Source organism: Marinobacter profundi (assembly GCF_002744715.1).
In the GTDB taxonomy this organism is placed as follows: domain Bacteria; phylum Pseudomonadota; class Gammaproteobacteria; order Pseudomonadales; family Oleiphilaceae; genus Marinobacter; species Marinobacter profundi.
In genome coordinates this window covers 123,580-145,043 of record NZ_KZ319371.1, presented here as the reverse complement: position 1 = coordinate 145,043, position 21,464 = coordinate 123,580, and the positions used below count along the sequence as shown (strand labels likewise).

Below are 21,464 nucleotides of genomic sequence, written 5' to 3'. Positions count from 1 at the left end.
TGTGAAACTGCTTGCACTGGACACTTCGTCGGAAGGCTGCTCGGCGGCCCTGTCGCTGGACGGCCGGGTTACCGAGCGTTTCGAGCTGGCACCGCGGGGCCATACCCGCCTGCTGATGCCGATGATCCGTGAACTGCTGGCGGCCGAAAGTATGGCCCCGGCAGCACTCGATGCGCTGGCGTTTGCCTGTGGTCCGGGCTCATTCACCGGGTTGCGGATAGCGACCGGTGTGGTTCAGGGCCTGGCCTATGGCCTGGAGCGGCCGGTGGTGCCGGTGTCGTCACTTGCTGCGGTGGCTGCAGAAGCCATCATGCGTTACGAACTTGCCGAAGGCGCAGGTGTCGCAGTGGCGTTCGATGCGCGGATGGGGGAAGTCTATTGGGGGTGCTACCGCAATGTTGGTGGCCTGCCCGAACTGCTCGCCGACGAACGCGTATGCCCTCCGGACGCGGTGACCCTGCCGGATGGTGTGACAGGCTGGCTGGGCGCAGGGTCGGGTTGGGCCTTCAGTGAGCAAATGCCGCCGGAGGTGGTGAGTCGGGTTACAACCGTTGACGATGGCCTGGTGCCCCGGGCCGCGTTTGTCGCCCGCCTGGCGGTACGGGATTATGCCCGTGGCCGGAGCGTCCCGGCGGCCGAGGCCCAGCCGGTTTATCTTCGCGACGAAGTTGCCTGGAAAAAACTTCCCGGCCGCTAGCCGTTCGTTCCTTTCAAACTCTCGATACCGGTACTTCCCGCCATGGAACTCTGGCAGACCATCATACTGGCTGTGATTCAGGGGCTGACGGAATTCCTTCCGATCAGCAGTTCAGCCCACCTCATTCTGCCATCCCAGCTGCTGGGCTGGCCGGATCAGGGCCTGGCCTTTGACGTTGCGGTGCATGTGGGCACCCTGGCCGCGGTGGTCTGGTACTTTCGCCATGAAGTACTGCGGCTTGCGGCGGCCTGGACCGGTGATACCCTTCGTGGCCGCATCAGTGAGGACAGTGGCCTGGCCTGGGCGATCATTGCCGCGACGGTGCCGGCGGGACTGGCGGGCATTTTGTTCAACGATCTTATCGAAAACGAATTGCGCTCCGGCCTGGTGATTGCGGCGTCCACAATCGGCTTCGGCCTGGTGCTCTGGTGGTCGGATGCCGTGGGGCGCCAGCAGCGGGGGCTGCCGGCCCTGCGGATGAGGGATGCGGTTGTGATCGGGCTGGCTCAGGCACTGGCGCTTATTCCCGGTACCTCCCGTTCCGGCATCACCATGACTGCGGCACTGTTCCTGGGGTTTACCCGGGAAGCGGCCGCGCGGTTTTCGTTCCTGTTGTCGATTCCACTGATCACCGCCGCCGGCCTGCTGAAAACGCTGGAGCTGGTCGAGCTTGGTGAGGCGGCGGACTGGAACGCCATCCTGACGGGCACCCTGGTGTCCTTTGTCAGTGCGGTTATCTGTATTCATCTGTTCCTCAAGTTCCTGGAACGGCTGGGCCTGTTACCCTACGTGATCTACCGGCTCATCCTTGGCGCCGTGCTGATTGTTGTGCTTTGGTAAATCCTGCATGATGGCCGGATGATGACATTACCGGACACTCTTTCCCTCGCAGTTGCCTGCAGTCCCTTGGGGGATGCCTATCAGGCCGGCCAGCTGGCCAGGGACCTGGGTATTCCCTTTCTCGGCACGACCGATCCCCGCAAAGTGACGGACGTCGAGGTGTTGCTGTACGCCGACGAGTCCGGTCTGGCGCTACAGCTGACCGGCAAAGGGGCGCCCGGGCCGGTGCGGGCGGAGTTTGTCAGTGGCAAGGCCGGCTACCGTCGCGAGCATGGCGGCGGCACCGGGCAGCTGGTGGCCCGGGCTGTGGGGCTGCAGAAAACCCGGCAACAACTGCATGTAGTGGATGCAACCGCCGGGCTTGGCCAGGATGGTTTTGTGCTTGCCGGCCTGGGGTGCCGGGTAACCCTGTTCGAACGGTCACCGGTTATCCATGCCCTGCTGGCCGATGGCCTGGCAAGAGCCCGGCTAAACGCAGATGCGGCGACGGTGGTGGCCCGGATGACGTTGCGGGAAGGCAGCAGTATCGACTGGTTGAGATCGGACGCCGCCGACGCCGATGTCGTCTACCTGGATCCGATGTTTCCACACCGGGACAAATCCGCCCTGGTCAAAAAGGAGATGCAGGTGTTCCGCTCGGTTGTGGGTGACGATGACGATTCGGCGGACCTGCTGGCGGCGGCACTGGCCGTAGCCAGGTACCGTGTCGTCGTCAAGCGCCCCCGCAAGGCGCCCTCCATTGCCGGCCCGGAACCGACGACCCGCCTGGAGGGCAAGAGCAGCCGCTACGACATTTACTCCCTGAAAGCCCTGCCGCGGGCCTGAGGGGCGGCTCAGGCCCCCAGCATGGTTACCTGCTGGATGGCCTGGCGCTTCTCGACACTCAGCACCAGGTCGGCGTCCTCAGCCACTTCATCCAATCCTTCCGTGTAGCTCAGCAGACCGTGGTCGTCCGTGGTTATGACGCCATTTTCCTGCAATTTCGCGATAAAGTTGCGGAACAGGGTCTTGTCGAAAAACTCCGGCGCGTTCAGGCCGAACAGAATGGACATGCGCTCCGCCATCAGGGTGCTTTGCTCTTCCAGTTCGCTGGCGCTGATCTTGCCCGGCCCATACTTGCGCAGTACCGCAATGGCGAGGTGATAGCGCTCCAGGGTCTGGATGATGAAGCGGGACAGGGTGCGCAGACGGAGCATGGCATCGGTACCTTCCTCCGGACGGCAGATACGGTCGCCGTCAACGCTGAGCAGGCCCTGTTCAATCAGGACGTCAATCCACTGGTCGATCACCGCCTCGGCATCCGCTACCGGATGGTGCAGGAACAGTTCCGAGCGCAGGAACGGATACACCACGCCCGACAGGGACCGGACTTTTTCCCGCCGCAGTGACCGGTTGTTCTCGAACAGGCAGGCAATCAGCGAGGGCAGGGCGAACAGGTGCTGGATATTGTTGCGGTAGTAGGTCATCAGGATGGCATTGCTGCCCTCGAGGCCGATGATGTCTCCCAGTTTCTGGGCTTGGCGGGTGACCAGCCCCATGTTTTCGCAGTAGGCGATCCAGTCTTTGCCGTTGCCTTCCGGCAGGGTTGTGGTGGTGGCATAGGGAAAGCGGCGCAACAGGTCGGCAAACTGGTCCATCAGCCGGGCGAGCTGGCTCTCATCCATCGCCAGGCGCTCGGTACTCAGCAAGACAGTGGCGGTGATGCCGATGGGGTTGACGGCGACCGAGGCGTTGATGCCGGTGGCCACCCGGTTGGCGAGATCGTCCACCGCCACGGGTAGCCAGTCCGGCCGGTATTCCGAGTCATAGGCTTCCTGGCGCCAGCTCGGGTGTGCCTGGTCGAGCACCTCGGCCAGGTGAATGGCATCGCCAAAATTGACGGCGACCCGGCCAAACGAATTGGTCAGCTTGCGCAGGGTCTTGGCCAGGGCAAAGATGCTCTCCTTCTGCTTTTTCTTGCCCCGCAGTTCGCCCAGGTAGGAGCGACCTTCCATGACCTTCTCATAGCCGATGTATACCGGCACGAACACGATGGGTTTGCGGTGATCGCGAAGGAAGCTGCGCACCGTCATCGACAGCATGCCGGGCCGGGGCTGCAGCATGCGACCGGTGCGGCTGCGGCCGCCTTCCACGAAATACTCCACGGAATAGCCGCGGGAGAACATGACGTGCATGTACTCGTTGAATACCGTGGCATACAAGGGATTGTCACGGAAGCTGCGGCGCATGAAGAAGGCGCCGCCGCGACGCAGGATCGGGCCCACAATCGGCATGTTCAGGTTGATGCCGGCGGCAATGTGCGGCGGCATCAGGCCGTTGCGGTAAAGCACATAGGACAGCAACAGGTAGTCAATGTGGGAACGGTGGCAGGGCACGTATACCACGGCATTGTCCTGGGCCACTTCCTTGGCAACCGTGATGTTGTTGACGGCGATGCCGTTGTAGATCCGGTTCCACAGCCAGCTCAGCACCACCTCGAGAAAGCGGATGGTAACGATGGACATGCTGGCGGCAATCTCATCGGCGTACTTGCGGGCCTTGGCGCGGACCTTTTCCGGCGGAATGTCATCCCGGCGGGCGGTCTCGCGAATGGCATCCTTGACCGCCTGGGTGCGGACCAGGCCTTCTACCAGGGTGCGGCGATGGGACAAATCCGGACCCAGCACCGCCTGGCGTACGCGGCGGAAATGGGTGCGCAGGACCCGGGCCAGCTTACGGTTGGCGCGGGCCTCGTTGTCGCGGTACTCCTCGACCACCTGGTGCAGGGACAGCGGACGATTGAACTGGACGTAGGTGTTACGGCCGTGCACGAGGATGATCAGCAGCTTCTGCAGCCGGCCAGCTACCGACCAGGTATCGGACAGCAGCAACTTGAACAGGGATTTTTCCTTGTCCGGAGAGCGCCCCCAGAACAGCGATACCGGAACCAGCTGTACATCCAGCTCCGGATGGCTCACCCCGTCGCTGACCAGGTCTCGGAACTGCTGGGTCAGCACAGGTGTCTGGCGCCGGCGGAACATGCCACCGGTGCGGCGGTAAAGGAAGAAAAAGGAATGGGGAGGTGCCGAGGTTATCGGCAGCGCCGCTTCCGCACCGGGCAGGCCGGCGCGGCGGACTTCCTGCTCCAGCACCAGCCGGCTGGAGAGCGAACTGTACTGGAGGACATAACAGACCGGTTTTTGTGGATCCAGTCCCAGGGCTTCGCGGCTGTTGCCGCTGACGTCTGTCCGGACCCATAAGAAGAGCATTTTCCGTAAAAAGGTCAGGATCAGGCTGCGAAGGCCCGGGAAAAGTCGCATATTGTCTGGCTCCGGTCTGAAAACAGGCGCTCAGTTTACTTGCTCGCGGGCACGGCGCAAAGCACAGGCTGTTCTTCTGGCCCCTGACCACGGTGTGGTACATTCTTGGGCAATCAGGTTGAGGATGTATTGTTATGGATTCATGGTCGCCCGGCTGGTCTGTCCGGCCTCCGGCTCCCGCAGACCGGCTATTGGCCTTTGCCGGTACGTCGGTGCTGCGCAATGGTCAGCACTGGCTGATGCACTGGCAGGACGGTGCCGGGTCGCTGGCTTCCGGTGCCGCCCCGGTTTATCTCGGGCAGTGGGGTGGTGAGTCCGTTTATGTGGCCGAGGTGGAGCCGGACAGCCTGGCGTCCACCGTCGAGGCGATTCCGCTGCGGGAGGCATTGCTGGCGACGGCGGATGCGCCGGTAGACATGCTGGGGCTGGGTTTTCAGGTCAGCCAGTGGTGGCGTGACCACCAGTTCTGTGGCCGCTGCGGCCAGCCCACGGAGATCCACCCCAGGGAACGGGCCAAGTGGTGCGAGCCTTGCGGTGTCCCCTGGTATCCGCGGGTTGCGCCCTGCGTCATCGTGGTCATCCGCCGTGGTGAGCGGATGTTGCTTGCGCGTTCTTCCCGGGTCAAGCGCCACTTCTACAGCCTGATTGCCGGATTTGTCGAGCCCGGTGAAACCCTCGAGCATGCCGTGGTCCGGGAGGTACGGGAAGAGACCGGGCTGGACGTTACCGCGGTGCGTTATCAGGGTTCGCAGCCCTGGCCCTTTCCCCACCAGTTGATGGTGGGCTTCTTTGCCGACTATGCTGGCGGAGAGCTGGTGTTGCAGCAGGACGAGCTGGCGGATGCCGGCTGGTTTGTGCCAGGCAACCTGCCACCGGTGCCCCCGGAAACCACCATTGCCGGGCGTCTGATCCGGGCAATGGCGCGGGAAATTGCCGGGCCGTCACCCGTGGGGAGCGCCCGGTGAGTCCAGACGAGCTGACTTCCGGTAGCGGCGCGCCCAGGGTGCTGCTGTTTGACTCCGGCGTGGGCGGGCTCAGCATTGCCCGCTGTATCCATCAGCAGCTGCCCGGTGTGCACCTGGTCTATCTCGCAGATAATGCCTGTTTTCCCTACGGTGACCAGCCGGAAGAGGTGGTTATCCGCCGTTGCCTCGAATTGACGGCCGCGGCCCTCGAGGCGTGGCCCAGTGATCTTGTCGTGGTCGCCTGTAACACCGCCAGTACGGTGGTGCTGCCACATCTGCGGGCGATGACGACGGTTCCGGTGGTGGGGGTGGTGCCCGCCATCAAGCCGGCGGCCCAGCTGTCCCGTAATCGCCGGATCGGTTTGCTGGCAACGCCGGCGACCATCCGCCGGCCCTATCTGGACCAGCTGGTGCGGGAGTTTGCCGCCGACTGCGAGTTGACCCGCCTGGGGGATCCTCGCCTGGTTCGCTGGATTGAAAGCTGGGTAGCCGGCGAGCCCCTGCCGGCGGATGCCCTGGACGCCATGCTGGCGCCTTTCCGGCATGCCGGGGTGGATACGGTGGTGCTGGGGTGCACCCATTACCCGCTGATTGGCGAGGTGCTGCAACAGTGCTTGCCAGAGGTCTTGTCCTGGGTTGATTCCGGCGATGCCATTGCGCGGCGCACGGCACATCTGCTGGCGCAGCAGGGGTGCCCGGTGGAGTCTTTACTTCCGTTGGCGCAACCGGTGGATGCGGCGTTGTTCTCCGGCACGGTGCCTGCGGGCCTTTCCAGCTTCATGAGCGGGCTGGGACTGACGGCAGCGCGGATTCATGGCCACTGGCCGGTGGCCGCCAGCCGGTGTGCTACAGCAACCGGGTCAGCTTGAACATGGCGAGAAACTCCAGCGCCGGCAGACTACGGCGGTGGCAGCAGTAAGTCTTGAAGCTCTCCCCGCGAAAACGTGACTTGGTGAACTCCAGGCCCTTGAAGTTATAGAGAAAGTTTCCCCTGTCGTAGAGACTGTGCAGGATGCGCTTGAGAATCCGGCTTTCCTGGTGCTCGGTAGACGGGTCGAGGGACAGGGGAATCAGCCCGAGATCCAGGTAGGGGGTGCCTTCCCCCTGAAAGACTTCCATCGCGTGGGCCATCAGGGTGTAGAAAATGCCCTGGCGAAAGTCCGCATTGGCCCGCGAAATATTGGGTACGTAACTGATGATCCGGTTATTGCGGTAGACCGGGTCGAAATAGATAAAACCGACCGCCTTGCCATCCTGGTAGGCGTAAAAATGCCGCTCGTTTTCCCGGTAGTCCATCTCCATGGGGCGAATCAGGAAGCGTATCTCGTTACTTTTGCATTTTCGGGTGCGGATCCAGGCCTCGGAAATTTCCCGGGTATGGTCGTCGCTGAAGCGTTCCCGGACGGTGATGCCGGCCTTGCTGGCCTGGTTCAGGGCGGTGCGGATGATCTGCTTTTTCTTGCCGCTGAGGCTCCAGCTGGCCAGGTCGATGCGTGATTCGCTGCCAAACTGGGTGCCATACAGCCCGAAGCGACGGTGGAGTATGTCCACTACCGCAGCGGATACCTGGATGTAGCAGGCGTTGGCGTGACGTTTGTGGAACGCCTCGAGAATCAGCGGGAAGTGCTCGGGGGCGGTCACTGGATCAGACAGTACAAAGGTCATGCCCCATTTGCGCATATAGGCGAGGTAGCCAATGCCTGGCAGGTCAAAATACGCCATGCCGGGTTGCAGGGTAGAGAATGACTGCGAATGGGTACCATACTGCTTCAGGTAGTCCACCCGCTCGGTGAAACTGAAGGAACCTGCTTCCGCTGAATCGACCTGATCCAGGGCCAGAATCTGATCGGCCATCTGATTGCTCCCGCTGTCCTGTTTTTGTTGGGTGGCGTGCGCCGTAACGGGCTGCCCCTGCCGGGTCTGAGCGGCAGGGGGATGGGCTATGCCTGTTTCTGGCCAAGGATCGACCAGTAACAATCCATGTTCAGCAACTTGAAATGCTTCTTGTCGGTAACCTGCAGGCCCAGCTTCTGCATGTGCTCGGGATAGTTGTAGATCTTGTGGAATGCGTTATTGGCGAACAGCCAGAAGATGAACACCGCGAGGTACCAGTAGACCTTCTTGAACAGGCGGGCGACCACGTTGCCGCTGGGGTAGCAGAAATCACCGACCACCACTCTGGCGTCGGCCTTGCCGAGCCGGATCAGGTGTTCGAGCACCTTGACCATGGTGTCCTCGTCGAAGACATTGAGGAAGAAATTGGCAACCACCATGTCGTATTGCCCGGCTTCATCGACCTTCATGATGTCGCTGTGAATGCGGCGGATGGTGAGGTTAGGGGCTTCCCGGCGCTGGGCTTCGGCAAATTTGCGCAGCATGGTTTCTGACAGGTCCACCACGGTGACTTCGGCACCCAGTTCGGCGGCACGGATGGCGTCGCGGCCATGACCGACACCGGCAAACAGAATGCGGGCACCGGGTTTTACGGTTTCCACATCCAGCATGGCGGTCTTGCACCGGTGGATGTTCTTGCCGCTGTACAGGTTGCTCAGGAAGTCATAGACGGGGCCGATGTACTTGTATTTATCACGCATGATCGCGGTCACCTGTTCTTGTCCTTATGAGCCCGCGCGCCGTTGTTGTGGTTATTGTGGCTGTGACTGTTGCGGGCAGGGCACAGGGCTCCTGACCAGAACATGGCCGCGGGTGTGGGCGAGAATCAGCTTAGATAACGGGAGGTGGGAAAGATGTGCAGTGGCCCACATTTCGGGATACACAAAGTTACGCACTGCAACGCTTTGCAAACTGCATCAATATTTATAATAAGAGTGTCCGACAATCCGTTTATGTCGGACGGAGTCAGGAGGCTGTTGCCCGGAACGGCGCATTCTGCAGCGAGCCCACGACGGCGTCGGCCGGTGCCGGTCGGCCGTAGAAGAACCCCTGTACCTGATGGCAGCCGAGACTGCGCAGATAGGCGAGTTGCACGTCGTTTTCCACGCCCTCGGCAACAATATCCAGCTTGAGGCCGTGGGCCATGGCCACGATGGCGTTGACGATGCAGGCGCCGTCTTCGCCGCTGCGGATACCCTGCACAAAGGACTGGTCGACTTTCAGGGTGTGGATTGGCAGCCGGTGCAGGTAATTCAGCGACGAGTAACCGGTGCCAAAGTCATCGATCGCGATGCGAATGCCGAAGTCGGCCAGCTTCCGCAGTTTCTGGCTGATCTGGTCCAGGTCGTTCATGATGACGTTTTCGGTAATTTCGATTTCCAGGTTCTGTGGAGGGAAGTCGCACGCTTCCAGCTGTTCCATCAGTGACTCGACAAACCGCGGATGCTCCACCTGCACCGGTGACAGGTTGACGGCGAGACGCAGGTCCGGATGGCCATTGCGGATCCACACCCCGACATCGCGGCAAGCTTTGGCCAGCACCTGCTCACTGAGGGTGGAAATCAGCCGGGTTTCTTCCGCCAGGGGCAGGAAATCCCCCGGATACAGCAACCCCTGCTCCGGGTGCTGCCAGCGCACCAGGGCCTCCAGGCCAACGGTACGACCGCTGACGGCGCAAACCTGGGGCTGATAGAACACCCGCAATTCGTCCCGCTCCAGTGCCAGCCGCAGGTCCCGCTCCAGACTCAGCCGGTTCGCCGAGTCGATGCACATGGAGCGGGAGTAGAAGCGGTAGCCGTCCTTGCCGCGGGCCTTGACGTGGTACATCGCAATATCGGCGTTCTGGATCAGCTGGTCGAGGGAATCCCCCGCTTCGGGGTACATCGCAATGCCTATGCTGACACCGACGAAAACCTCATGTTCGCCGAGCTGGAAGGGCGCACGCAGGGCTTCGATAAGTTTGCGGGCAATCCGGCGGGCATCCTCATGGTTGTTGAGGGCGGGCAGCAGCAGGGTGAATTCATCCCCGCCAAAGCGGGACAGGGTATCGCCCTTGCGCAGGCAGCGATCCAGGCGTTGCGCGACCGCCTGTAGCAAGCGGTCGCCCATGGCATGACCGAGCGTGTCGTTGACCACCTTGAAGCGGTCGAGGTCCAGAAACATCACCGCCAGTTCCTGTCCTGCCCGCTTGGCCTGGGTCATCGCCAGGTTCAGCCGGTCCTTGAACAGTGCCCGGTTGGGCAGGCGGGTCAGCAGGTCGTGATAGGCCTGGAAGTTGATAAAGGCTTCCGCTTCCTTGCGCTCGGTCACGTCGCGTGCGGTGCCGTAAAAGCGGGCGTCACGGTGCCCGGTGCTGGTGCCGTCCTGATGGCTCCAGGTTTCCGGGTCAATCGGGAAGGCGGTAATTTCAAAATGGCGGGTTGCTTTGCGGCTGCCGCGGGCCTTTAACCGCACTTCGAGGGTGCGGGGGTTGTCGGCACTGATATTCGGGCCTTTCAGTGCGTGGGTGCCGCGGCTTACATCCCGTTCGTCGAGAATGGCGCCGAAATGGCTGCCCAGCAGTTCGTCCGGCGCATAGCCGAGTACGGTTTTGATCTTGCTGTTGACGAAACAGAAGTGGCCGTCCTTGTCGAGCATGAACACGATGTCCGGTGAACTGTTGACGATGTAACGATGCAGAGCCTCGGATTTCTGCAGGCGGCACTGGATGGCCGCATGGGCACGAACCAGGGAACGCTGGTGGAGGACTGCCTCCAGGGTGGTCAGCAGTTCTTCCGGGTCGTAGGGCTTCTTGATGTAATCGAGGGCGCCGCGTCGCAACGCCCGGCTGACCGCGGTGAACCCGCTTTCACCACTGACCACCACCACGCCGCAGTCCGGCTGCAATCGCGAGATTTCAGTCATCACGCCGAAACCGTCTATGTCGGGCATCCGCAAGTCGAGCATGGCCACGTCAAATTCCAGCTGGCGCAACTTCTCGCAGGCCTGCACGCCACCGAGGGCTTCGGTTACCCGATACTTTCTGAATCGCAGTAGTGAGGCAAGGCTGTTCAGCAGGCGTGGGTCGTCATCAACCACCAGGATATGGGCGGGGCGTTCTGCTGTTGCGGACATTGCGGTTGCCGTTTTAGCCGGGGAGTCGGTGAGTTCAGGTTTCATCTCGGTGGTTTCCGTCCGGTTCCTGGTGTGATTATGCGTTGGATTCGCCGCTTGCCACCGGGAAGAGGATACGGAACAGGGTTCCGGTCCGTCCGGTGCGACAGCCAATGATGCCCTCCATGTCATCGACCAACTGTTTGACGATGCTCAACCCCAATCCACTGTGTTGAGCCCCCTTGGTGGACGCGACCGGCCGGAACAGGGACTGCTGAACCTGTTCCGGCAGGCCGGCGCCATTGTCCTCGATTTCCAGTTCAACCCATTGCCTGCCGTCCTGCCAGACCGGCGCCGAGGTGCGCAGGGAGACGTGTGCCTTGTCCTGGCCCGCAAGACCTTCTGCCGCGTTGCGCACCAGGTTGATGACAATCTGACGGATTGTCGCCGGTGTTGCCGCGACCATGGTCTCATTACTGCAGGTTGCCACGCTCAGTCGGGCCGAGCCCGCGCTGAAAAGGCTGGTTTGCAGCAGCTCGCCGAGCGCCTGCAGCTCGGTGTTCAGCGCGCTGGATGACGACTGGTCACCGCGGTCGGACGGGCCCTGACCGAGTTCCGCCAGCAGGTTTCCGGCGCGATCGATTTCTTCCCGGATCACCTCCAGCTGTTCCCGGGCCTGCGGGTCTTTGAGCCGGTCCTGCAGCTGGAAGATAGACTGGCGGATGATGGTGAGCGGGTTATTGATCTCATGGACCTGGCGCCGCAGTGATTCCCGGGCCAGCAGTCCGGCGATGTTGCCGTCGCCTGCTCCGGCCGGGTGGCTGTCCTGCTCCAGCTCCGTGCCCAGGTGACGGGCAAACCGGGCGGCGGTCGCTGCCAGCGCCCCGGCACCCTGATGATCGCAAGCCACAACAAAAACCGCGCGACAATCGGTGGTGTCCCACACCGGCACGGCCATCAGCGATGCTGCCCCAAGCAGGGACATCAGCTGGCGGTCCAGTACCCCAGGCGGGTGGTCGCCCAGGGCCAGCGGTTGCCGTGAGGTGCAGGCACGGGTCAGCAGGCTGCGGGCCGGTTCGCGATCAATGCTCAGCAAAGGCACGGCGCCGGCGCTGGAGGCCAGCAGGATGAGCTGGTCGCGGGAAAGTTCAAAGCACAGCACCGGGTTGCCCGCAATGAGTGCCAGGCTACTGGTGGCACCGGCGAGGAAACCCGTTGCTCCCCGTTGGCCTGCAAAATCGATGGCCTGTCTCACCATCGCCTGGCCAATCAGGCTTGCTTTCAGTTCACTGCCCGCCGCCGCGGGGTCATAGGGGGTGTCGAGGGGAACTCCGAGGGAGTTTGCCAGGGTGGCCACCTCGCGCTCGATCCGCAGGCAAAGCTCCTGGGTCAGCTCTTCCTCCAGCCCGAGGACCGTCCGGGCGGCAGCGATACCGGCCGCATCCCTGAGGGCCAGCCGGCTGGAAACGTTGACCAGTTTTGCCAGGTGGCCACCATCGATAATGTCGTCCGGTGCCGCCTGCTGGTAGCGCAGGGCATCCCCCGCCAGCGCCCCGAGCCCCCAGTCGGTGACCAGGCGGGCGCCAAGCTCTGCCTGGTCGTTGAGAACCTGCTGGCGGGCATCTCCTTCCGGCATGGCAAGGGCGATGAGTTCCCCGATATTGTGGAGAATGCCGAGCAGGAAGGCTTCGTCGGGGGTCGGGTAACGGGTCAGCGTGGCGAGGGTGCGGGCGGTGAGGGCGGTAGTCAGTGAATGGCGCCAGAAATCGCGCAACTGTTGCCACTGGTCTTGCGATGGTTCGACCGGTAATTGCCCGAGCCCGGATGTCAGTATCAGGGTGTAGATCCGCTGGGAGCCGAGGCGCGTCAGTGCCTGCTCCAGGGAACGGGTCGCGCCGGGTTGGCCATAGAGGGCAGAATTGGCGAGGGCGAGAATCCGTGATACCAGTGCGGTATCCATACCGATAAGATCGCTGAGCTGGCGATAGCTGCTGCCCTGCTCGCAGGCATCAAGCGCCTTGAGCGTTACTTCCGGCAAGCCGGGTAACTGGAGGTCTGGGGCTATCTGCATGGTTTTCACGTTCACTGTGGATGCAGCCATGGCAATCGTCATTTCCATTACAACGCCGGGAAAGCGAACAGTATGCACCGGCGATATGACGCATTCGTTATTGTTCTTCGCTGGAGAGCTTAGACAATAAAGTCGAATTATTAAATATTTATTGCCGGTTTTTTAACCAAACTATGAACCGGTTTGTAAAACGGGTTGTCGGCCCGGGAAGTCCGCTCCCCGGCGGGCCAATTGGAAACCATTGTAAAATCTGCTTATCCATCCCTGCGCCGCCCAAGGTGCGTGGCTAGACTTAGCCGGTGTTGCAGGCAAATTGTTGCCCGCCCCCGGCGTCGCAGGACGCCCCTGGATCTGGTTGACCATGAGCGATGACGGATGCAGAGAGCGGCCACCCCGGTCGCCATGACGTTCGGTCCGTCCCTGCGGGGACTGATCCGTACAAGCAGTTTTCACACCAACCCCGGGTACTTGCCGTAGCGGGCGGAGGTCCGGCCATTGGCAAAACCTCCATGGTGCTGAATCTTGCGCTCGCCCTGGCCAGTGGCGGCGAGCGGGTATTATTGCTTGACGGCAGCGACGGGAAGGCAAGCGTCAGCACCATGCTCGGACAAACGCCGGCGTTCTCGCTGGCACAGGTTCTTGACGGTTCCTGTGCCGCCGGGGCTGCGGTAACCGAGGGTCCCTTCGGGCTACAGCTGCTGGTCAGCCATCCTGCGGACGAACTGCAGCCGGTAAACAAGCCCCTGGACGGTGAGGCCCTGTGGCAGGTGCTGACCGGGCTTGAAGGCAGCTATGACTACATTGTGATTGATGTTCCGGGCGGCCGGCAGCCGCCGGCTCTTGACCTTATCTGTGCTGCTGCCATGGCTTGCCTGGTGGTGACCCCCGACCCCGGATCCCTTGCCGGTGCATTCCGGCTTCTCAAGGCATTGCGTCAGCGTGGCTACCAGGGAATTCCGGGCGTGCTGGTGAACATGGCGCAGGGGGCTGGCCAGGCACAGTCAGTGTTTCGCAGGTTTGCCGGGGCAACCCAGCGCTGCCTCGGCCTGCAGCCCGATTATCTCGGGGCCATCTGGCGGGACGAGACGCTGGCCCAGGCGGTGCTCAGCCAGCAACCGGTGGCCCTTATGCCGGCGACAGACCCCTCATGCCACCAGTTCCATACCGTGGCAGAAACCCTGCGGATGCGGTTCGGTCAGGACACCACGCCAGTCCCGGCCCGGGCCTGCGCAGCCATTCCGGATGGCAGGCCCGAGACGACACCTGATACCATGGACGCTGGTGAGGAATGCAACCGGCTACTGGACCAGTTGGAGTCGTTGCTGGGCGATCCCGGGCTAACGGCGGTGCGTCGTTATGAGGCGTTGTGCCGCATGTCTGCACTGCTGGAGAGCGTGAGAGCGCCGCGAATCCCGGAGATGACTCACCCCGTGATGGCGAAGTTACCTGCAACGAAGCTGCCTGCCACAACGCCGTCTGACCATTTTCCTCTGGCGGACCAGCAGAGCCTGGTCCGGGCGCTGCGAGAGCAGCCTGCCGACCGCCCCCTGAATGAGCTGCTGAATGTGCTGATGGCTGGCCCGGGAAGGTAAAACTGACGGCCGGCGTCAGTCCTTCCAGGCTCCGCAGAATTGTAAATTTGGTGTCATTTTTGTAACCGTTTGTTTCGTTATATTTTGCTGCATGTCACCGACTTGTCATGCACACTGTGCAAATATTGATCTTCCCCAGAGTACAGATGGCCCGGTTAATGCAAGCCTTGCCGGTGTAACCATTTGCATGCGTCAACGAGAAGGAGTTCCGACATGCCTGAACGACTCACTGTAGCTGATCTGTCCCGCTCCCGGGTACTTGGTCAACTGCGCGGTAAACATGTACTGATAACCGGAACCAGCGGCTTCCTGGGCAAGGTTGTTCTTGAAAAACTGATCCGCGCGGTGCCCGATATCGGCGGTATTCATCTGCTGATCCGTGGCAACAAGCGCCACCCGGATGCCCGGGACCGCTTCAACAGCGAAATAGCCTGTTCCTCGGTCTTCGAGCGTCTGCGCCTGGACGACGGCGACGGCTTTGAGAACTTTCTTGAAGAGCGGGTCCATTGCATTACCGGGGAGGTGACCGAGCCGCAGTTCGGGCTGTCTGCGGAGGCCTTCCGCCAGCTTGCCGGCCGGGTCGATGCGGTGATCAATTCGGCGGCGAGCGTGAACTTCCGTGAGGAGCTCGACAAGGCTCTGGCCATCAACACCCTGTGTCTGAACAATATTGCCAGCCTGGCCGCGCTCAACCCCCGCATGGCGGTCCTCCAGGTGTCCACCTGCTACGTCAACGGCAAGAACTCAGGGCCCGTTGCCGAGACCGTGATCAATCCGGCCGGGGAGGCGATTCCGCAGAGCGACCAGGGTTATTACGAGATCGATGAGCTGGTGCGCCTGCTGACGGACAAGATCGCTGACGTGCGGGCCCGCTACTCGGGCAAGGAGCTGGAGAAAAAGCTGGTGGACCTGGGTATCCGGGAGGCCAACCGCTATGGCTGGAGCGATACCTACACCTTCACCAAATGGCTGGGTGAACAGCTGTTGATGAAGGCGCTCAATGGCCGCTCGCTGACCATTTTGCGGCCCTCCATCATCGAGAGTGCGCTGGCGGAGCCGGCTGCGGGCTGGATCGAGGGGGTCAAGGTTGCCGATGCAATCATCCTGGCCTATGCCCGTGAGAAAGTGACGCTGTTCCCCGGCAAGCGCAGTGGCGTGATTGACGTGATCCCGGTGGACCTGGTTGCCAACGGTATTATCCTTTCCCTTGCCGAGGCCCTGGCGGAGCCGGGCAAGCGCCGGATCTACCAGTGCTGCAGCGGGTCTTCCAATCCGGTGACCCTCGGTGAGTTTATTGATCACCTGATGGAGGAGGCCCGCAGCAACTACGCCGCCTATGACCACCTGTTCTATCGTCAGCCTACCAAGCCGTTTATGGCGGTGAACCGGAAGCTGTTCGACGCGGTCATCGGAGGTGCACGGTTGCCGCTGTCGCTGGCGGGGCGCGCCCTGAAACTGGTGGGGCATACCCGGGAACTGAAATGGTTGAAGAACATCGATACCACCCGTTCACTGGCAACCATTTTTGGTTTCTACACAGCGCCGGATTACGTGTTCCGCAATGATCAGCTGCTGGCACTGGCAGAGCGGATGGGCAGCGTTGACCAGGACTTGTTCCCGGTGGATGCCCGGAAAATTGACTGGGCTACCTACCTGCGCAAGATACACCTCGCTGGCCTGAACAAATACGCCCTCAAGGAGCGCAAGTTGTACAGTCTGCGTAGCCGCAAGCTCAAAAAAGCCGCCTGAAGCAGCTTTTTCCTCCCTGCGGGCCGGTAACAACCGGCCCGCTCCTGCATCTAAAAGTCGCGATCTGCAGTGAAAATTTATCTTCCTGGTGCAGAACAGCACGGAAGTTCTACTGCAGTAGGACGTTGGTCTAATTCATCGATCAGTGGCACGCATGTTGAACTATAGGGAATCCGTCTTAATAGCCTGTATGGCTATAAAAGCTCTGTTTTATAAAACCGACAACGATTAACAGACTCTGACCAAGGGGGGAGCACAACAATGACTGACAAACAGGTATATCCGGTAAGCGCAGACTTTGCGAAAGACGCGCTGATCAACCGGGAGCAGTACGACAAAATGTACCAGCAGTCGATCAATGACCCGGACACCTTCTGGGGTGAACACGGTAAGCGTCTTGACTGGATCAAGCCGTATACCAAGGTCAAGAACACCACCTACGATTACAACAACCTGTCCATCAAGTGGTTCGAAGACGGACAACTGAACGCCTCTGCCAACTGTCTGGATCGCCACCTCGAGACCCGTGGTGACCAGACTGCCATCATTTTCGAAGGCGACGATCCCGCCGACTCCCGCCACGTCAGCTATCGCGAGCTGCATGAGCAGACCAGCAAGTTTGCCAATGTGCTCAAGGGCCTGGGGGTCAAGAAGGGTGACGTGGTCACCATTTACATGCCGATGATCGTGGAAACTGCCGTTGCGATGCTGGCCTGTGCCCGCATCGGTGCCATCCACTCGGTAGTGTTCGGCGGCTTCTCTCCGGAAGCGCTGGCGGCCCGTATCGTTAACGGCAAGTCGCGCTTTGTGATTACCGCCGACGAAGGTCTGCGTGGCGGGCGCAAGATCCCGCTGAAGAAGAACGTGGATGCGGCGCTCAAGCATGAAGATGCCGCCAATGTGGACAAGGTCGTGGTAGTGACTCGGACCGGTGGCGATGTGCCCTGGAACGAAGGCCGCGACGTGCGCTTTGAAGAGCTCATGCAGGGCGCCTCTGCCGACTGTGCGCCGGAGCCGATGAACGCGGAAGACCCGCTGTTCATGCTGTACACGTCCGGTTCAACCGGCGCGCCGAAGGGTGTACTGCACACCACCGGTGGTTACCTGGTGTATGCGTCGATGACGCACCAGTACGTGTTCGACTATCATGACGGTGATATCTACTGGTGTACTGCGGACTTTGGCTGGGTGACAGGCCACAGCTACATCCTGTACGGTCCGCTGGCCAACGGTGCGGTTACCCTGCTGTTCGAAGGGGTGCCTAACTACCCGGACAGTTCCCGCATGGGCCAGGTGGTCGACAAGCACAAGGTCAACATTCTCTATACCGCACCGACCGCAATCCGCGCCCTGATGGCCGAAGGCGAGTCGTGCATGAACGGTACCACCCGGGACAGCCTGAAGCTGCTGGGCTCGGTGGGTGAGCCTATCAACCCGGAAGCCTGGGAGTGGTACCATCGGGTCATCGGTAACGGCAAGTGCCCGATTGTAGACACCTGGTGGCAGACCGAGACCGGTGGCATCCTGATTTCCCCGTTGCCTGGTGCGGTGGACCTGAAGCCGGGCTCGGCGACCCTGCCGTTCTTCGGCGTGCAGCCGGCGCTGGTGGATAACGAGGGCAATCTGCTGGAAGGCAAGACCGAAGGTAACCTGGTCATCCTCGATAGCTGGCCGGGCCAGATGCGCACCATTTACGGTGACCACGAGCGCTTTATCCAGACTTACTTCAGCACCTACAAGGGCATGTATTTCACCGGTGACGGTGCCCGCCGTGATGAAGACGGCTATTACTGGATCACCGGCCGCGTCGACGACGTGCTGAACGTGTCCGGTCACCGCCTGGGTACCGCCGAGGTGGAAAGTGCCCTGGTGGCCCATGAGAAGGTTGCCGAGGCAGCTGTGGTAGGCTATCCCCACGAGATCAAGGGACAGGGCATCTATGTCTATGTCACCCTGGTCCAGGGCGAGGAGCCGACCGACGAGCTGAAGAAGGAACTGGTCCAGTGGGTACGCAAGGAGATTGGTCCGATTGCGTCTCCGGATGTGATCCAGTGGGCACCCGGTTTGCCAAAAACACGTTCAGGCAAGATTATGCGCCGGATTTTGCGTAAAATCGCTGCTAACGAGCACGACCAGCTGGGCGATACCTCAACACTTGCCGATCCGGGTGTTGTGGATGAACTGATCAGTCATCGTGCGTTCAAATAAGGTCTGATTACAGGCCGCGAACCTGTAGAGGAATCTGTTGAATGGCACAAACAATTATCGTCGCCGATGATCACCCGCTGTTTCGGGCAGCCCTGAAGCAGGCGGTCAGTCAGGCAGTACCGGATGCCGAAACCGTGGAGGTGGAAAGCATCAAGACGCTGCAGGCGGCGGTGGAATCCCATCCGGATGCGGATCTGGTGCTGCTGGATCTGAATATGCCGGGTGCCCACGGCTTCTCGGGGCTCGTGTTCATGCGCGGGCAGTACCCGGGATTGCCGGTGGTGGTGGTGTCAGGATCAGAGGAATTGCAGGTGATGCGCCGTTCCATCGACTACGGGGCGTCCGGCTTCATTCCGAAGTCGGCCCCGCTGCCGACCATTACCGAGGCCATTCAGGCGGTCCTGGAAGGGGACGTCTGGTTGCCGGAAGGTGTGGCGGACAAGATTGAACGGATGCATTCGGATACCACGGACTTTTCCGAGAAACTGGCGTCGCTGACGCCGCAACAGTTCCGGGTGCTGGGTATGCTGGCCGAGGGGTTACTGAACAAGCAGATCGCCTACGACCTGGATGTTTCAGAAGCCACCATCAAGGCCCACATTACCGCAGTGTTCCGCAAACTGGGAGTGCGTAACCGTACCCAGGCGGTGATCGCAATCCAGCAGATGGAGATCGATCCTTCGGATACGTCGCTATCTGGCAGCTGACCGGCACGGCAAGAGTGAATCCAGGAAGGGGGCAGAACGGTGTTCTGCTCCTTTTTTTGTGCCCGCTTTTTGCCGGCGCTGCCGGTCAGAAAAAAGGCTCCCGCGGGAGCCTTTTTTGCGGGATGCTGGTTACTCCGCCATGATGAACTCAAGCCGACCCGGGGCCACGCGGATATCCATCGGCACCATGCCGAACATGCGCTGGCGGTAGTCGCTTTCATCCAGGCGGTACACCGGCACGGTTTCCAGCAGCTGGGCAACGGCCCGCATCACGGTGTCGGTAACCGGCTTGAGGTCACCCTTGAAGAAGGGGGACTCCACACTGCTGTCGAGCAGTTGCAGGCGGCGGATGTAGACGGCTTTTTCTTTGCTGTCATACACCGGCGCGCCTTCCACCTTCAGTTTGACGTCCACCGGAAGTCTGGTCATCAGGGCGTTGACGGCAACCTGTCCGGTCACGTCGATGACCGCCACGTCACGACCATCGGGCCCGAGGGTGATGTCGGCGTCCGACAGGCTGAGGCTGAGGGGCGAGCCGGCCTGCAGTTGCTGGCGGTCGAAGTCGGCAATGGAATCCCTCAGGTGGTTCTCCAGGGTGCCTTCACTGATGGAATAGGGGGACATGCTGGCGCAGCCACTCAGGGTTATCAGCAGGAAGGCGAGGACAATCAATCGGTTCATGTAAGTTTCTCCATGTAAGTCCGGGTATCCTGCGATACCGCCCGCCATCCGGCAAGCGGGATTTGATTACGTCGGGGTCAGATTCGGTGCGTTTCGGGCGGGCGGGTTCCCGTCAGCCATTTTCGGCAACGGCGGTGACCGTCAGGTTACGGTCGTCATCAAAGACCACATGGACCAGCATCGGCTGGCAACAGACCTGGCAGTCCTCCACATACTCCTGGTCCTCGGCGCTGGGGTCGATGCTCAGTTCCTGCGTCTCCCAGCAGTAAGGACATTGAATAGTGGCGGACTCCAGGGCTGGCATGGTGTCACCTCAGAATTGCTGCTTGGCCATCCAGGGGATGATCCGGTCAAATGCTTCCTCGAGTTTCTCACAGGTGGTCGAGAAGCTCAGCCGCAGGGCGTTGCTGGTATTTTCCCCGAAGGCGTCCCCCGGTACCACGCACACGCCGGTTTCCTTCAGCATCCGCAGCGCCAGGTCAGAGCCGTCGACGTGGGGCGGCAGATTGGGAAACGAGAAGAAGGCACCGCCGGGCTTGTAGCCGGTGAGGTGAGGGGTCCGGTCGATCAGCTCCATGATCTTGTCCCGCCGTTCCCGGTAAATGTTGACCATGTCCCGCACACACTGCTGGTCTCCGGTCAGCGCGGCGACACCGGCAAACTGGGCCGGGGTATTGGCCACCGAAGTGGTGAACATGTGGTAGCGGCGCAGGGACTTGATGGCGGCCTGGCTGGAGATGACCCAGCCGACCCGCAGCCCGGCCATGCTGTAGGTCTTGGAAAAGCTGCTGATACACATCACGTTGTCCAGATCCACCGCGCAGCTGAGGACACTGGCGTAATCCTCGTCATCAAAGATCAGGTGGTCATACACCTCGTCGCTGTAAATCTGGATACCCCGGTAGGCGCATTCCTCGACAATTGCTTCAATGGTGCTGCGCGGATAGACCGCCCCGGTGGGGTTGTTCGGGGAGTTCAGGATGATCGCAAAGGTGCGTGCCCCCATAGCCTTGATGACTTCGTCCGGATCCAGCTGGTGGTTGTTCTCCGGCCGGGTGGGGATGTACTTGACCTCACCACCATTCATCCGGATCAGCGGTGCGTATAGCAGGAACGATGGATCGGTAATGATGAACTGGCGACCGGGCGCGGAGGTGGACGAGATGGCCAGGTACATGGCTTCGGTGGCGCCGCTGGTCACCAGGATGTTATCCCGGGTCAGCTTGCGGTTGTAGCGCTTGCCGTAATAATCACGCAGCGCGATCAGCAGTTCGGGCAGGCCGGCATCCATGGTGTAGCCGGTCTGACCGGCATTGAGGGCGTCGATATAGGCATCAACGATGTGTTTGGGCGTGGGCAGGTCGGGCTGGCCGATCGACAGGTGAATCACGTCTTTCATGGTCGCTGCCATGTTGACCATGCGACGGATACCGGGAACCGGGATGGCCTGCATCGACGGATGCCAGCGCGCTTTGGTATTGCGGTATTTGATCTTGCGTGGCTGAGTCTGTCCGCTGTCTCTTGCGGCCGCTGTCATAAGCACCTCCGGGCATCAGAAAAATTACACCTGCTCCTGCAGGTTAGTCATGAAAAACAGGGGGTACAAGGAAGCTCCGGTCATAATTTGTGCATCGGACCGCAGCCATTGATTTTCCGGTGCCATTTGACC

At 61.1% G+C, this 21,464-nt stretch carries 17 protein-coding genes; 9 read left to right on the top strand and 8 right to left on the bottom strand.

Annotated elements, in window-relative coordinates:
• Position 1: 1 nt before the first annotated feature.
• The 3 genes from tsaB to CLH61_RS10985 are packed head-to-tail and all read left to right on the top strand — an operon-like array spanning position 2 to position 2,362.
• Entirely contained in the window at positions 2–697 is a 696-nt protein-coding gene (tsaB, locus tag CLH61_RS10995) for a tRNA (adenosine(37)-N6)-threonylcarbamoyltransferase complex dimerization subunit type 1 TsaB (RefSeq protein WP_099614783.1), read from the top strand.
• A 42-nt stretch (positions 698–739) separates the two neighbouring features.
• Positions 740–1,537, top strand: coding sequence for an undecaprenyl-diphosphate phosphatase (locus CLH61_RS10990; protein ID WP_099614782.1), 798 nt, complete (start codon positions 740–742; stop codon positions 1,535–1,537).
• 18 nt (positions 1,538–1,555) lie between these two features.
• Positions 1,556–2,362, top strand: a complete 807-nt coding sequence (locus CLH61_RS10985) for a class I SAM-dependent methyltransferase (protein ID WP_099614781.1) — start codon at positions 1,556–1,558, stop codon at positions 2,360–2,362.
• A gap of 8 nt (positions 2,363–2,370) precedes the next feature.
• Here the strand turns inward: CLH61_RS10985 and plsB are convergent, their stop codons facing one another.
• Positions 2,371–4,836 (bottom strand): glycerol-3-phosphate 1-O-acyltransferase PlsB, encoded by a 2,466-nt coding sequence (plsB, locus tag CLH61_RS10980; RefSeq protein ID WP_099614780.1) that lies wholly within the window; start codon positions 4,834–4,836, stop codon positions 2,371–2,373.
• Positions 4,837–4,970: 134 nt separating this feature from the next.
• Between plsB and nudC the strand changes: the two genes are divergently transcribed.
• Together nudC and murI are read left to right on the top strand one after the other, a co-directional pair.
• Positions 4,971–5,801: an NAD(+) diphosphatase gene (nudC, locus tag CLH61_RS10975; RefSeq protein WP_099614779.1), complete on the top strand. Its 831-nt coding sequence runs from the start codon at positions 4,971–4,973 to the stop codon at positions 5,799–5,801.
• A complete protein-coding gene (gene murI, locus CLH61_RS10970; RefSeq protein ID WP_228152619.1) occupies positions 5,798–6,670 on the top strand; it encodes a glutamate racemase in 873 nt (290 codons plus the stop codon). Before nudC ends, murI begins: the two co-directional genes overlap by 4 nt.
• On the opposite strand, the gene CLH61_RS10965 is transcribed toward murI, so the two are convergent.
• The 4 genes from CLH61_RS10965 to CLH61_RS10950 all read right to left on the bottom strand — a co-directional run bounded on the left by CLH61_RS10965 (position 6,648) and on the right by CLH61_RS10950 (position 12,888).
• Positions 6,648–7,655 carry a DUF2156 domain-containing protein gene (locus CLH61_RS10965; RefSeq protein WP_099614778.1) on the bottom strand — a complete coding sequence of 336 codons (1,008 nt, stop codon included), beginning with the start codon at positions 7,653–7,655 and terminating at the stop codon, positions 6,648–6,650. The two genes, murI and CLH61_RS10965, sit on opposite strands and share 23 nt — an antisense overlap.
• A gap of 86 nt (positions 7,656–7,741) precedes the next feature.
• On the bottom strand, positions 7,742–8,395 hold the full coding sequence (locus tag CLH61_RS10960) for a class I SAM-dependent methyltransferase (protein ID WP_099614977.1): 654 nt from the start codon (positions 8,393–8,395) through the stop codon (positions 7,742–7,744).
• A gap of 265 nt (positions 8,396–8,660) precedes the next feature.
• On the bottom strand, positions 8,661–10,853 hold the full coding sequence (locus tag CLH61_RS10955) for an EAL domain-containing response regulator (RefSeq protein WP_407657573.1): 2,193 nt from the start codon (positions 10,851–10,853) through the stop codon (positions 8,661–8,663).
• Between the two features lie 31 nt (positions 10,854–10,884).
• Positions 10,885–12,888 (bottom strand): HDOD domain-containing protein, encoded by a 2,004-nt coding sequence (locus CLH61_RS10950; protein WP_228152618.1) that lies wholly within the window; start codon positions 12,886–12,888, stop codon positions 10,885–10,887.
• Between the two features lie 338 nt (positions 12,889–13,226).
• Between CLH61_RS10950 and CLH61_RS10945 the strand changes: the two genes are divergently transcribed.
• The 4 genes from CLH61_RS10945 to CLH61_RS10930 all read left to right on the top strand — a co-directional run bounded on the left by CLH61_RS10945 (position 13,227) and on the right by CLH61_RS10930 (position 19,114).
• Complete coding sequence (locus CLH61_RS10945) at positions 13,227–14,450, top strand: MinD/ParA family ATP-binding protein (protein WP_099614777.1); 1,224 nt, start codon at positions 13,227–13,229, stop codon at positions 14,448–14,450.
• Between the two features lie 213 nt (positions 14,451–14,663).
• On the top strand, positions 14,664–16,199 hold the full coding sequence (locus CLH61_RS10940) for a fatty acyl-CoA reductase (RefSeq protein ID WP_099614776.1): 1,536 nt from the start codon (positions 14,664–14,666) through the stop codon (positions 16,197–16,199).
• Positions 16,200–16,460: 261 nt separating this feature from the next.
• A complete protein-coding gene (gene acs, locus CLH61_RS10935; RefSeq protein ID WP_099614775.1) occupies positions 16,461–18,407 on the top strand; it encodes an acetate--CoA ligase in 1,947 nt (648 codons plus the stop codon).
• Positions 18,408–18,448: 41 nt separating this feature from the next.
• Complete coding sequence (locus CLH61_RS10930; protein ID WP_099614774.1) at positions 18,449–19,114, top strand: response regulator transcription factor; 666 nt, start codon at positions 18,449–18,451, stop codon at positions 19,112–19,114.
• Positions 19,115–19,243: 129 nt separating this feature from the next.
• Here CLH61_RS10930 and CLH61_RS10925 read toward each other — a convergent pair whose 3' ends face one another.
• From CLH61_RS10925 to CLH61_RS10915, 3 genes are all read right to left on the bottom strand, one after another.
• Entirely contained in the window at positions 19,244–19,795 is a 552-nt protein-coding gene (locus CLH61_RS10925; RefSeq protein ID WP_099614773.1) for a YceB family lipoprotein, read from the bottom strand.
• Positions 19,796–19,907: 112 nt separating this feature from the next.
• Positions 19,908–20,099, bottom strand: coding sequence for a CPXCG motif-containing cysteine-rich protein (locus CLH61_RS10920; protein ID WP_099614772.1), 192 nt, complete (start codon positions 20,097–20,099; stop codon positions 19,908–19,910).
• 9 nt (positions 20,100–20,108) lie between these two features.
• Positions 20,109–21,332 (bottom strand): pyridoxal phosphate-dependent aminotransferase, encoded by a 1,224-nt coding sequence (locus tag CLH61_RS10915; RefSeq protein WP_099614771.1) that lies wholly within the window; start codon positions 21,330–21,332, stop codon positions 20,109–20,111.
• Positions 21,333–21,464 lie beyond the last annotated feature (132 nt).

Bases quoted from the DNA above. Each gene is read 5' to 3' on its own strand.
- CLH61_RS10990 (WP_099614782.1), top strand. From the start codon at position 740: ATGGAACTCTGGCAGACCATCATACTGGCTGTGATTCAGGGGCTGACG.
- CLH61_RS10985 (WP_099614781.1), top strand. From the start codon at position 1,556: ATGATGACATTACCGGACACTCTTTCCCTCGCAGTTGCCTGCAGTCCC.
- plsB (WP_099614780.1), bottom strand. From the start codon at position 4,836: ATGCGACTTTTCCCGGGCCTTCGCAGCCTGATCCTGACCTTTTTACGG.
- nudC (WP_099614779.1), top strand. From the start codon at position 4,971: ATGGATTCATGGTCGCCCGGCTGGTCTGTCCGGCCTCCGGCTCCCGCA.
- CLH61_RS10965 (WP_099614778.1), bottom strand. From the start codon at position 7,655: ATGGCCGATCAGATTCTGGCCCTGGATCAGGTCGATTCAGCGGAAGCA.
- CLH61_RS10960 (WP_099614977.1), bottom strand. From the start codon at position 8,395: ATGCGTGATAAATACAAGTACATCGGCCCCGTCTATGACTTCCTGAGC.
- CLH61_RS10955 (WP_407657573.1), bottom strand. From the start codon at position 10,853: ATGAAACCTGAACTCACCGACTCCCCGGCTAAAACGGCAACCGCAATG.
- CLH61_RS10950 (WP_228152618.1), bottom strand. From the start codon at position 12,888: ATGGCTGCATCCACAGTGAACGTGAAAACCATGCAGATAGCCCCAGAC.
- CLH61_RS10945 (WP_099614777.1), top strand. From the start codon at position 13,227: ATGACGGATGCAGAGAGCGGCCACCCCGGTCGCCATGACGTTCGGTCC.
- CLH61_RS10940 (WP_099614776.1), top strand. From the start codon at position 14,664: ATGCCTGAACGACTCACTGTAGCTGATCTGTCCCGCTCCCGGGTACTT.
- acs (WP_099614775.1), top strand. From the start codon at position 16,461: ATGACTGACAAACAGGTATATCCGGTAAGCGCAGACTTTGCGAAAGAC.
- CLH61_RS10930 (WP_099614774.1), top strand. From the start codon at position 18,449: ATGGCACAAACAATTATCGTCGCCGATGATCACCCGCTGTTTCGGGCA.
- CLH61_RS10925 (WP_099614773.1), bottom strand. From the start codon at position 19,795: ATGAACCGATTGATTGTCCTCGCCTTCCTGCTGATAACCCTGAGTGGC.
- CLH61_RS10920 (WP_099614772.1), bottom strand. From the start codon at position 20,099: ATGCCAGCCCTGGAGTCCGCCACTATTCAATGTCCTTACTGCTGGGAG.
- CLH61_RS10915 (WP_099614771.1), bottom strand. From the start codon at position 21,332: ATGACAGCGGCCGCAAGAGACAGCGGACAGACTCAGCCACGCAAGATC.